This window comes from Clostridium thermosuccinogenes (assembly GCF_002896855.1).
Classification (GTDB): Bacteria; Bacillota; Clostridia; order Acetivibrionales; family DSM-5807; genus Pseudoclostridium; species Pseudoclostridium thermosuccinogenes.
On the sequence record NZ_CP021850.1, the window covers coordinates 500,318 to 512,662 of the forward strand.

Below are 12,345 nucleotides of genomic sequence, written 5' to 3' on the forward strand. Positions count from 1 at the left end.
GGCCATTCCGAATGGGCTTGCGAGGGAAGCCCGAAATCGAAAGAGAGTAGGCGCTTACGGGGGTCCTACCCGTTATCAGGAGGATGCATATGATGGTATGCAAAAGGAGTGGGCGTTAGTATGCGCCAACTTGGGTGGCACCGCAGAAGCATAAGCTTTTGTCCCTATTTTGGGACGAAAGCTTTTTTTATTACATTTGTAATTGCTGTGTCGTTCTATGAGAAAAGAGCTTGTTAAATCCAAATTAAGAAAACGAGGTGATGTAGATGTTAACTCCCAAATATGACGAAATTGAGCAGATGGCAAAAGATTACGGTGTTATTCCGGTCTGCAGGGAAATCTATGCTGATATTACAACTCCCATTGCACTTCTTAGAAAAATATCCCGGATAAGCGACAGGTACTATCTCTTAGAGAGCATTGAAGGCGGTGAAAAATGGGGAAGATACTCATTTCTGGGCTATAACCCGATTGCCCGCGTTACCTGCAAAAACGGAGAAATAACCATTGAGGACGGCGAGAAGAAAATTGTGCGCTCACCAAAGCCTTTTGACGTGCTGAGGGAATACCTCTCAAAATACAAAGCGCCGGAGCTGGAAGATATTCCGCCTTTTGCAGGAGGGTTTGTGGGATATTTCGCCTATGGCATGATCGGATACGCAGAACCGGTTTTGAAGCTGAGAAGCAGCGAGTTCAATGATTTTGACCTTATGCTGTTTGACAAGGTGATCGCTTACGACCATCTGAAGCAGAAGATCAAGATTGTTGTAAACATGCGGACCGATAATGTAAAGGAAAACTACAAAAAAGCCATCGCCGATATCGAGAATATCGTCCGTATGATAGCAGAGCCGGTTTTACCGCCTGCCGGCAGTACAGATGTCAAACCCCATTTTGTTTGTAATGTGACCAAAGAAGAATACTGCAATATGGTTTTGAAAACAAAGGAGTATATAAAAAACGGAGATATTTTTCAGGCCGTAATCTCCAGGCGGTTTGAAGCGGAATACGAAGACAGCCTCATCAATGCCTACCGCGTGCTTAGAACTACAAATCCGTCTCCATACATGGTGTATATGCAAAATGATGATGTACAGTTGATATGCGCATCTCCCGAAACCTTGGTAAGGCTTCAGCATGGGACGCTTTCAACCTTTCCGATAGCCGGATCCAGACCCCGGGGAAAGAACAGGGAAGAGGACGAGGCATTGGAAAGGGAGCTGCTTAAGGATGAGAAGGAGCTGGCTGAACACAATATGCTGGTGGACCTTGCCCGGAATGACATCGGGAAGATATCCAGGTTTTCCAGTGTGCACGTCACCAGTTATAAGAAGATTCAGCGCTATTCAAGGATCATGCACATCACCTCCGAAGTGGAAGGTACTATTGAAGAGGGAAAGGACGCCTTAGACGCCATAGAGGCACTCCTTCCGGCAGGAACTTTGTCCGGGGCGCCCAAAATCCGCGCATGTGAGATCATAGAAGAGCTGGAAAAGGAGCCGAGAGGGATTTATGGCGGAGCTATAGGTTATATAGGCTTCACAGGCAATATGGACGTTTGCATTGCAATACGTATGGCTGTAAAGAAAAACGGCAGGGTATATGTTCAGGCCGGGGGAGGCATAGTGGCGGACAGTATCCCCGAAAAAGAGTATGAAGAATCAAAGAATAAGGCAAAGGCCATAATGGAAGCTATTGTAGCAGCAAGGGAGGTGGATGGTTGATGATTTTACTAGTCGATAACTATGACAGTTTTTCCTATAACCTGGTGCAGCTGGCAGGAGCATTCAGCAGTGATATACGTGTGATACGCAACGATGAAATGACGGTAGATCAGGTAAAAAATTTAAACCCTTCTCATATTATCATATCCCCCGGGCCGGGTTATCCGAAAAATGCCGGTATAAGTGAAGCGCTTATCTATCATATGAAAGGATTGGTACCTATCCTCGGCATATGCTTAGGTCATCAGGCAATATGCGAGGTGTTCGGAGCTTCTGTTGTGCCGGCTAAGCGGTTGATGCACGGAAAGCAGAGCAGCATATATATTGCCAATGGCAGCAGGATATTCAGAGGGCTGCCTCCCATAATTCAAGCAGCCAGGTATCACTCCCTTGCGGCGCAAAAAACATCCCTTCCTGACGACCTACTGGTGATTGCAGAAGATGAGGAAGGGGAGATAATGGGCGTGAAGCACAGGAATTATGAGATATACGGGCTTCAGTTCCACCCGGAATCCATACTCACGCCCCAGGGTGCTACAATAATGAGCAATTTTTTAGGGATAGGTGGTGAGGAAGGATGATAAAGGAAGCGATTCAAAAGCTGTTGAACAGGGAAGACCTGTCGCTTGAAATGACCAAATCGGTTATGGATGAAATAATGAGCGGAAGCGCTACCAATGCGCAGATAGCATCTTTTATCACAGCTATGAGAATGAAAGGAGAAACCACAGATGAAATCACGGCCTGTGCCATGATTATGAGAAAATACGGAGTCAAGCTGAAGCATGATGGCGATGTTCTGGATATTGTGGGTACCGGAGGAGACCAGGCTTATACATTTAACATATCCACCGTTTCCTCTTTCGTGATTTCGGCAGCAGGCGTGCCGGTGGCAAAGCACGGCAACCGGAGTGTGTCCAGCAAATGTGGAAGCGCCGATGTGCTGGAGGCTTTGGGTGTGAAAATTGACATCCCTGTATCAAAAAGCGAAAGTATTTTAAAAGAGATTGGACTGTGCTTCATGTTTGCTCCCCATTATCATTCCTCCATGAAATATGCCGCGCCGGTGAGAAAAGAATTGGGTGTGCGCACCATTTTCAATATCCTTGGACCGCTGGCAAGCCCCGCTGAAGCAAATTACCAGCTACTGGGGGTTTATGATGAAAACCTGGTGGAGCCTATGGCGAGGGTGCTGGCAAACCTTGGGGTGAAAAAAGCTGTAGTGGTACATGGACATGACGGGCTGGATGAGATATCCCTGACCGCTTCAACAACTGTGTGTGAAGTAAATAACGGCCGATTGAACAGCTTCTTTTTAGATCCCCGACAGTTGGGCTTCGAATACTGCAAACCTGAGGATTTGATCGGCGGTGGCCCTCAGGAAAATGCTGAGATTGCCAGAAGGATACTGACAGGCGAAAAAGGGCCTAAAAGGGATATAGTGCTGCTGAACTCCGCCGTCTGCCTTTATATGTTCTATGACAATATCACTCTGAGGGAATGCGTAAAGATGGCAGCGGACATGATTGACAGCGGCAAGGCTTTGGAACAGCTGAACAGGTTTGTTGCTCTTTCCAACGCAGGAGACTGAGCTGGATTACTTCCACCCGATATACTTTCTTTATATGCTCAAGATCATAGGATTATAAGATAATGCGGGATAATGGAGGAAAATCATGGTTTGTAGAGGAGGTGGAATATGATCCTTGATATGCTGGCTGAATCCGCTAGAAAGCGCGTGGAAGCAGCGAAAAGAAATATGTCCCTGAATGATCTGAAATCCCGGATTTTCTGTAACGGGGAAGCTAGAAAATTTCATGGCCGTGAGCATCATGCTTTTGAGAAAAGCCTGAGAAGGGATGGGATTTCATTCATTTGCGAAGTGAAAAGAGCTTCTCCGTCCAAAGGGATGATTGCCCAGGATTTCCCCTACCGGGAGATAGCCATGGAGTATGAAGAAGCCGGAGCCCATGCCATTTCTGTGCTGACGGAGCCGGAATATTTTAAAGGGAAGGATGTTTACCTTGAGGAAATCAGCAGGCGGGTAAAGATTCCGGTGCTGCGGAAGGATTTTATTGTGGATGAGTACCAGATTTATGAGGCAAAGCTGATGGGAGCTGATGCAGTATTGCTGATTTGCTCCCTGCTGGATACCGGCACCATCGGAAGATACATTGAAATATGCGACATGATGGGGCTTTCAGCCCTTGTGGAAGCCCACACTGAGGAAGAGGTAGGTTCCGCCATTGAAGCAGGGGCCCGGGTTATAGGGGTAAATAACAGGAATCTCAAGACCTTTGAGGTGGACATCAACAATTGTATAGCATTACGGAAGCTGGTTCCGGAAGGGATCATTTATGTTGCTGAAAGTGGAATTCAGACGCCGGAGCATATATCGGCACTGGAAGAAGCAGGAGTAAATGCGGTGCTGATAGGGGAAACCCTGATGAGAAGCAGGGACAAAAAGGCCATGCTTTCGTACCTCAGGGGCGCTGGTGTCGATATGAGCTGAGAGAAAGGCCAATGCCGGAAATTGGGAGGTGATTGAATGCCCAAAATAAAAATTTGCGGATTGACAAGGAAACAGGATATTGATGCGGTAAACGCAGCACTTCCGGATTACATCGGCTTTGTTTTCGCCAATAGCAGGAGGCAGGTAACGCCGGAGTCGGCAAAAGACCTGAAGACATGTCTGAATCCTTCAATTAAGGCTGTAGGAGTGTTTGTCAATGAAAATATGGAAAATATCATGAGGCTTTGCGACTCACGTGTGATTGATGTGGTGCAGCTTCACGGCGATGAGAGTGAAGATTATATAAGGAAGCTGAAAAGCTGTGTTTCAAATGAAATAATTAAAGCGGTCAGGGTGAAAAGCCCAGAAGATATAGAAAAAGCGCTTAAGCTTCCCTGCGATTACCTGTTGCTGGACACCTATCATGAAAATAAATATGGAGGCAGCGGCATGACCTTTGACTGGTCTATGATTCCTGATATAGGCAGGCCGTATTTCCTGGCGGGAGGAATTGACTCCGGGAATATATTGCAGGCGATTGAACAGTACCGGCCTTACTGCATCGATGTAAGCAGCGGAGTGGAAACGGATGGATGCAAGGATCCGGATAAGATAAGGGAAATCGTAGTTAAGGCAAGGGTAGCCGGAAGGTAGCTATAAATGACTTATGAAAATGCGGAATGAAAATAGTTGAATTTATTAAACCTTGAAAGGGGGATGATGTGTATGGAAAAAACCGAAAACACCATAAAGCTCCACGACTCTTCAAAAGGAAAGTTTGGGGTTTATGGAGGCCGGTATATTCCGGAAACGCTGATGAACGCGGTAATTGAGCTGGAAAAGGCATATAGCCGTTTCAAGGATGATCCGAAGTTTACCAAGGAACTGGATGATCTTTTGAAAAACTATGCCGGGCGGCCATCCCATTTATATTATGCAGAGAAGATGACCAAAGACCTGGGAGGGGCAAAAATCTACCTCAAAAGGGAGGATCTCAACCATACCGGTTCCCATAAAATAAACAATGTTTTGGGGCAGGTGCTTCTTGCCAAGTACATGGGCAAAACCCGGGTAATTGCCGAGACCGGGGCCGGGCAGCATGGCGTTGCCACAGCAACTGCCGCAGCCTTGCTGGGAATGGAATGCGAAATATTCATGGGTGAGGAAGATACTGAGCGTCAGGCTCTCAATGTTTATCGCATGAAGCTGCTGGGCGCCAAGGTGCATGTAGTGACAAGCGGAACCCGAACGCTGAAGGATGCGGTGAATGAAACCTTGAAGGAGTGGAGCAGGCGCGTCCGGGATACCCATTATGTGCTGGGATCTGTCATGGGGCCTCATCCGTTTCCAACCATAGTCAGGGATTTTCAGAGCATTATCGGGCGTGAGGTGAAAAAGCAGATGCTGGAAAAGGAAGGCAGGCTGCCCGATGTGCTGCTGGCTTGTGTTGGCGGAGGAAGCAACGCCATGGGATTGTTTTACGATTTTATTGGTGATTCCGGTGTCCGGCTTATCGGCTGTGAGGCTGCCGGACATGGCGTAGATACTGATAAAACCGCTGCCACAATGACAATCGGGAAGGTGGGCATATTCCACGGTATGAAATCCTACTTCTGCCAGGATGGGCATGGGCAGATCTCTCCAGTTTACTCTATTTCAGCAGGTCTGGACTATCCGGGGGTAGGTCCGGAGCATGCCTATCTGCATGATACAGGCAGGGCCGAGTATGTACCGGTTACCGATGATGAGGCGGTGGAAGCTTTTGAATACCTGTCCCGTGTCGAGGGAATTATTCCGGCGATAGAAAGCGCCCATGCGGTTGCGTATGCCAGAAAGCTCGCTCCTGCCATGGGACGGGATCAAATTATGGTGATCTGCCTTTCAGGCAGAGGGGACAAGGATGTCGCCGCAATAGCGCGCTACAGGGGGGTGCAAATTCATGAATAGGATAGAGCAGGCGTTTGCCAATGGCAAAGCCTTTATTCCCTTTATAACCGCAGGGGACCCATCGATGGAGATAACCGAACAGCTGGTGCTCAGGATGGCAGAAGCCGGTGCGGATTTAATAGAGCTGGGAATACCATTTTCCGATCCGGTGGCCGAAGGTCAAGTTATCCAGGACGCGAGCGCCCGTGCCCTGTCAGGTGGCATATCGGTGGACGAAATATTCGGTATGGTAAAGCGCATCCGTAAGGTTTGCGATGTTGCCATGGCATTTATGACATATGCCAATGTAATTTTCTCCTATGGCGCTGACAGATTTATGAAAAACTGCAGTGAGGCCGGTGTGGACGCGATAATCATCCCGGACCTGCCCTTTGAGGAAAAAGATGAATTCATGCCTTACTGCTTAAAGTATGGAGTTCACCTGATTTCCATGATCGCACCTACCTCTGAAAACCGGATACACATGATAGCCAGGGAAGCCCGGGGCTTTGTTTACTGTGTGTCATCCCTGGGAGTGACCGGCGTACGGCAGGATATCAGCGATGATGCCAGGGAGATGATAAGGCTGGTAAAGGAGGTCAATGAAATCCCGTGCGCCGTAGGTTTTGGCATTTCAACCCCTGAGCAGGCATCGAGGATGGCCGAATTTTCCGACGGTATAATCGTAGGAAGCGCCATCGTGAAAATCGTGGAGCAGTATGGTTCGGAATGTGTTCCCCATGTTGCCCGATATGTGCGCATGATGAAGGACGCAGTGCGGGTTGGCGGATGATAGGTTGAAATTGATAAAAAAATGACAATATTTTACCCAAAACTATTAAGTTTTTACAAGAAAATCTCCTTAGCAGTATATAAAATTTAAATGTGATTGTTATATTCTTAACATTTGTTTTTGCGGATTGTTAAGAAAACTGCTATAAAATTTATCAGGTCAAAAATATGGCTAAGGAGATGTTGATATGAATTCATATGAACGTGTTGCTGCTGCGTTGTCCCATAAAGAGGCGGACAGGGTGCCGGTCTATCCCATTTTAAGCGGTATTACAAGGAAACTGGTGGGTGCAAGCTATGAGGAATGGTCAACGGACGCAAAGATTTGCGCCGAGGCGTTTATCAAATCAACACAGGAGTTTGATATAGATTGTGTTGTTACCCTCATCGACCTTTCCATTGAATGTGATGCGTGGGGCCAGAAGCTTATATTCCCCGAAAACGAGGCGGCCCATCCCGATTATTCCGACTGTGTGATAAAGGATTTGGATGATTATGCAAAAATCAAAAAAGTGGATTATCGCACATCAAAGCGCATGATGATGCACATAGATGTATGCCGCCGTCTGGTGGCCGAACTCAAAGGCAAAAAGCCTGTAGTGGCGTTCGTGTTCGGTCCTCTCGGGGTGCTTTCCATGCTTCGCAACCAGCAGGATATGTATATGGATATATATGACGATCCCGACGCGGTGCTTGCTGCAACCAGGGAGATTAACGAGACTTTGAAGGAGTATGTGGCTGCTTTGTGCGACACCGGTGTTGATGCCATAATGCTGGATACGCTTTTTGCGTCAGGCTCCATCATGTCAAAGGACATGTGGCTCAGAATGGAAGGCGGGTTTGTAAGAGAACTGGCTCAGGTGATAAGGGAGAAAAATTGCCTCACGATGGTTCACAACTGCGGGCAGAACATTTATTTTGATGTGCAGATAGAAACCATGCAGCCTGCGGCTATTTCCTTTTTGTATCCGCCGGATGACTGCAAGGACTTTGCTGAATGCAAAAAGAAATATGGTGATATTACCACCCTTATAGGATGCGTTACACCTGCAAATGCCGTTATAGGCACCGATGAGGAATGGGATAAGCAGTGCCGGGATCAGATAGATGCCATGGCAAAGGGCGGCGGATTCATACTGGCAACCGGCTGCGAATACCCTGCCAACGCGTCCTTTGACCGTGCTCAGCGCATGATAGATATCGCAAAAACATACGGGAAGTATGGGAAATGACGGAGATAGATCTGGTAACCGGCTTTTTGGGAGCCGGAAAAACTACATTTATAAAAAAATACGGCGACTATTTAAGGCGGAAAAATATTAAATTCGCTGTTGTTGAGAACGAATTTGGAGCGCCCGGAGTGGATTCGGCCCTTTTGGAAAGGGAGTTCGGAAACGTGGCGGAAATTTCCGGAGGCTGCATATGCTGTACTCTGAAAACGAGCTTTCACCAGATATTATTGGAGCTGTGCCGGACCTGTGACCGAATCATTGTAGAGCCATCGGGTATTTTCGACGGCGATGTGTTTTTTGAAGTAATAAATAGCCCCGATCTAAAGGATAAATGCAGGGCTGGAATGGGCATTACCCTTGTCGACCCTCATACGGTATCCAGGCTAAACAGTGAAGAACGGCTGGTTCTGGCTTCGGAGCTTGCGGACATGGGTTGTGTCCTTTGGACAAAGACGGATATAGAACCTGCATGCAACCTTGACGATGCAAAGGCGTGCATACAGCATATTGCCGGGGAGATAGGGGTGGATGAGGATATCCCCTGTTATCCGGTTTCATCGCCTATGCTGAAGGATGAGGATTTTGAAAAGCTTATGAAAGCGGTTCCTATCCGCAGAAAGCATGAAAGAAGGACTGCAGATCATACGATGATTTTCCAGAGCACCCGGATTTATCCTGAAGGAGTATATACGGTGGAAAGCATTGACCGTTGTATTCTTCACATGACATCCAGTGAAGAATACGGTGAAATATCCCGTATAAAAGGTTTTGTGAAGTCTCAAGACGGTGCAATAGCAGTAAACTGCACCGTAAGTGACCGCCTGTTTGAAATTTGCTCCAGCGGGCAGGCCATGCTGAATGTTATTGGCAGGAGGCTTAACCGAAGGAAAATATCCGAGTGCTTGAAATCCTATGCTACAGGTTGTTAAAGGACATAGCATTTTAAAGACGTGAAAAACGGACAATATATTCGTCTTACTGCTGATGGAGGAAGCTTATATTTTACTTCATGCTTGTTAAATGTTTTGTTGAAAATTGTATATGGCAAAATGAGTCGCAAAAGGAATAGCTCCTGTTTCTTCAATTAAGAAGAATTAAAAAGGAGAAACATTGTGCGATATATGTCTGCCTGATAATAAAAAGGGACACTCCTGTTGATTTTATAATTAAAAAGCGGGAGCGTCCCTTTGTTTTTAAGACGTTATAAAATATAAAAAATGAAGGAGCGTCCTCAGGTCACCAGGTCACGGAAAAATTAACTTAAGAAGGATTTTTGGTGGTATGAAATTAATATAAAGGGTATAAAACATATATGTGAATTGTAATTAGACTTTGGAGGGATAGCGGATGGATGAAAGAAGACCAGTGGTTTTAGTGGTGATGGATGGTATAGGTTTAAATGAAAGTGAGTATGGAAATGCTGTAAAAGCTGCATATACACCCACTTTGGACATGCTTATGCGCACCTGCCCGAATACAGCAATAAAAGCTCATGGGACAGCTGTAGGGCTGCCTTCGGATGAGGACATGGGCAACAGCGAAGTAGGTCATAACGCTCTAGGCTGCGGACAGATTTATGCTCAGGGAGCAAAGCTGGTGAATGAATCAATTGAAAACGGAAAGATGTATGCATCAAAAACGTGGAATACGCTTATAAATAACTGCATTGAGAACAGGTCGGTGCTGCATTTCATCGGGCTTTTGTCCGATGGAAACGTGCATTCCAATATCAGCCATTTGAAATCCATGCTGAGGAGGGCAAAAGAACAGGGAGTATCAAAAGTCAGGGTTCACATTCTCCTGGATGGCCGGGATGTGGAGGCTACTTCCGCTTTGAAGTATGTGGATGATTTGGAAAGCCTGCTTTCAGAGCTCAACTGTGAGGACTTTGACGGCAGGATTGCATCAGGTGGCGGACGGATGAAGATCACCATGGATCGTTACGAAGCCAACTGGGAAATGGTCAGGTTAGGCTGGGAGGCTCATGTTTTGGGCATAGGCAGGCAATTTGAAAGTGCAACCCAGGCGATTGAAACTTACAGAAAAGAGCTGGGGGTTATAGATCAGGATCTTCCGCCGTTTGTCATAGCCGAAGGGGGATTGCCGGTAGGTATTATCGATGACAATGACAGTGTTATTTTGTTCAACTTTAGAGGCGACCGGGCTATTGAGATAAGCAAGGCTTTTGAGGATGAGGAATTTGACAAGTTCGACAGAAAAAGACACCCAAAGGTCATATTTGCCGGCATGCTGCAGTATGATGGGGATCTGAAACTGCCAAAACGCTACCTGGTGGACCCGCCGGACATCAAAAATACCCTTTCGGAACTTCTAGTGCGCCATGGATTAAAGCAGTATGCCGTATCGGAAACACAGAAGTACGGCCACGTCACATATTTCTGGAACGGCAATAGAACCGAAAAGTTTGACGAGGCTCTGGAGGTTTTCGAGGAAGTGCCGTCGGACAAAGTTCCATTTGAACAGCGTCCTTGGATGAAGTCCGCGGAGATTACCGATAAGTTGATTGAGGCAATACGATCCGGAAAGTATGCATTTATGCGGGCAAATTTCCCTAACGGGGACATGGTGGGTCACACCGGAAGCTTTCAAGCTGCGAAAATTGCCGTTGAAGCTGTGGATTTGTGCCTTGAAAGGATTGTGAAGGCCGTTGATGAAACCGGTGCTATACTGATTGTTACCGCCGACCACGGAAATGCGGATGAAATGTATGAGAAAGCAAAGGGTGACGAACCTCCGAAAGCTAAAACGGCTCATACCTTAAATCCTGTTCCGTTCATCATATATGACAGGCTGGAAAAGCATGAGATAAAGAAAGGCGCTTTTGGTCTGGCGAATGTTGCTGCGACGGTGGCAGATCTTCTTGGTTTAGAGAAGCCTGATGTGTGGGAGGAAAGCATTATATCATATTAAAGACGCAAAACAGCTTTATGGGGTGGCAATGACGAGGCATTGTTGCTGAGAATAAAGAATTAAGAGTAAATTAAATGTGATAGATGAAGAATAAGGCATAAAACAAAAGTTAAAAATGCCCTCAAAATTAAAGCTGGCACAAAAGCAGCTTGTTTACCGATTTGGCAAATCCGGTTTCCAACAGTGTTTATATGAAGATAGGATATAAGCCGGTATGCGATTATGATGAATACAGGTTCGAGGAGGTACCGGCCTGATGTTCAATCCTTACCGGATTTTGGCAATTTCATTGCATTATAAAGAGAGCCCGCCATGTCTGTAAATTGGGCTCTCTGTGAGTAATTTATAGAATGGGTGAGGGATAAGAACTGTATAATTAAATTATATATTAATTGTCATTCCATCATAGGAAACCAAAAAATTATGCTGTTCTGCAATCGGTACCAACTCGTCATAAACCAGCTTTCCATTATGGGAGAAATGGTGGGAGACGAATATAGTATTTTCGTCAGCGCAGGATAATTCCATAAGGCGGTTCTTAACCTCCACATTTGTGGAAAGCCCCATATGTCCGTGTCTGCATTCCATTGCTCCAAAAGTGCAATCCAAAGATACTAAGTTAAAATATGGTTTTTTCTCCTCCAGGTAGCTCCAGGTTTCTTCGGGAAAATATCCGGTATCGTTGGCATATAAGATGTTCTTGCTATGATCACTGATCCAATAGAATACTGGATTACAGATAGGAGCGTGATCTGCCTTTAGGGGAGTCACTGTATAATTCATAACATCAATGGGATGAAAAGGCTCAATCATCTGAAACTTAACTCTTCCTTCATCGCTTAGCCCATATAGATTTATAATGTTATTTACTTTGTAAGCAGTTAAGTTTGTACCATATACTGTTAAAGCGGATTCCTCTTTGGGATAAGCAAATCCCTTCCTGCGCATCTCAAATTCAGCTTCATAAAGATGGTCGCTGTGAGCATGGGTTATTAAGCAATGCTTTATTTTGGCTAAATTCAATCCGTGATATAATACATGGAGATAAGTATCTGCCGGGAAATCGATTAAAAGCTGATCATCGATTACAGCCTGGGACCTTGTTCTTATATTTCTTCCACCGAGCTCTTTTGCCTTTCTGCAGCCCTCACACTCACAGAATATACCGGGCCATCCCTCAGCAGCCGCCGTACCTAAAAATGTAAACTTCATTCTTTCAGCTCCATTC

The 12,345-nt window shown here is 46.0% G+C and carries 11 protein-coding genes and 1 other annotated feature (1 of these 12 running past the window's edge); of the genes, 10 read left to right on the forward strand and 1 reads right to left on the reverse strand.

Annotated elements, in window-relative coordinates:
• Nucleotides 1–169 (forward strand) — a binding site (T-box leader) (it extends 78 nt beyond the left edge of the window).
• Nucleotides 170–266: 97 nt separating this feature from the next.
• The 10 genes from trpE (at nt 267) to gpmI (ending at nt 11,117) form a co-directional block, all read left to right on the forward strand.
• On the forward strand, nt 267–1,724 hold the full coding sequence (trpE, locus tag CDO33_RS02250; RefSeq protein WP_103082984.1) for an anthranilate synthase component I: 1,458 nt from the start codon (nt 267–269) through the stop codon (nt 1,722–1,724).
• Nucleotides 1,724–2,305: an anthranilate synthase component II gene (locus CDO33_RS02255; protein WP_103082983.1), complete on the forward strand. Its 582-nt coding sequence runs from the start codon at nt 1,724–1,726 to the stop codon at nt 2,303–2,305. Before trpE ends, CDO33_RS02255 begins: the two co-directional genes overlap by 1 nt.
• Nucleotides 2,302–3,315, forward strand: coding sequence for an anthranilate phosphoribosyltransferase (gene trpD, locus CDO33_RS02260; RefSeq protein ID WP_103082982.1), 1,014 nt, complete (start codon nt 2,302–2,304; stop codon nt 3,313–3,315). The genes CDO33_RS02255 and trpD overlap by 4 nt, the downstream gene beginning before the upstream one ends.
• 108 nt (nt 3,316–3,423) lie before the next feature.
• Nucleotides 3,424–4,236 (forward strand): indole-3-glycerol phosphate synthase TrpC, encoded by an 813-nt coding sequence (trpC, locus tag CDO33_RS02265; RefSeq protein WP_103082981.1) that lies wholly within the window; start codon nt 3,424–3,426, stop codon nt 4,234–4,236.
• A 36-nt stretch (nt 4,237–4,272) separates the two neighbouring features.
• On the forward strand, nt 4,273–4,890 hold the full coding sequence (locus tag CDO33_RS02270; protein WP_103082980.1) for a phosphoribosylanthranilate isomerase: 618 nt from the start codon (nt 4,273–4,275) through the stop codon (nt 4,888–4,890).
• 72 nt (nt 4,891–4,962) lie between these two features.
• Nucleotides 4,963–6,183 (forward strand): tryptophan synthase subunit beta, encoded by a 1,221-nt coding sequence (gene trpB / locus CDO33_RS02275; protein WP_103082979.1) that lies wholly within the window; start codon nt 4,963–4,965, stop codon nt 6,181–6,183.
• Entirely contained in the window at nt 6,176–6,955 is a 780-nt protein-coding gene (gene trpA, locus CDO33_RS02280; RefSeq protein WP_103082978.1) for a tryptophan synthase subunit alpha, read from the forward strand. Before trpB ends, trpA begins: the two co-directional genes overlap by 8 nt.
• A 187-nt stretch (nt 6,956–7,142) precedes the next feature.
• Nucleotides 7,143–8,186 carry a uroporphyrinogen decarboxylase family protein gene (locus CDO33_RS02285; protein WP_103082977.1) on the forward strand — a complete coding sequence of 348 codons (1,044 nt, stop codon included), beginning with the start codon at nt 7,143–7,145 and terminating at the stop codon, nt 8,184–8,186.
• Entirely contained in the window at nt 8,183–9,115 is a 933-nt protein-coding gene (locus CDO33_RS02290; RefSeq protein WP_103082976.1) for a GTP-binding protein, read from the forward strand. Before CDO33_RS02285 ends, CDO33_RS02290 begins: the two co-directional genes overlap by 4 nt.
• Before the next feature lie 418 nt (nt 9,116–9,533).
• Nucleotides 9,534–11,117 (forward strand): 2,3-bisphosphoglycerate-independent phosphoglycerate mutase, encoded by a 1,584-nt coding sequence (gene gpmI, locus CDO33_RS02295; RefSeq protein WP_103082975.1) that lies wholly within the window; start codon nt 9,534–9,536, stop codon nt 11,115–11,117.
• 381 nt (nt 11,118–11,498) lie between these two features.
• On the opposite strand, the gene CDO33_RS02300 is transcribed toward gpmI, so the two are convergent.
• On the reverse strand, nt 11,499–12,329 hold the full coding sequence (locus tag CDO33_RS02300; protein WP_161496601.1) for an MBL fold metallo-hydrolase: 831 nt from the start codon (nt 12,327–12,329) through the stop codon (nt 11,499–11,501).
• Between the last annotated feature and the right edge of the window lie 16 nt (nt 12,330–12,345).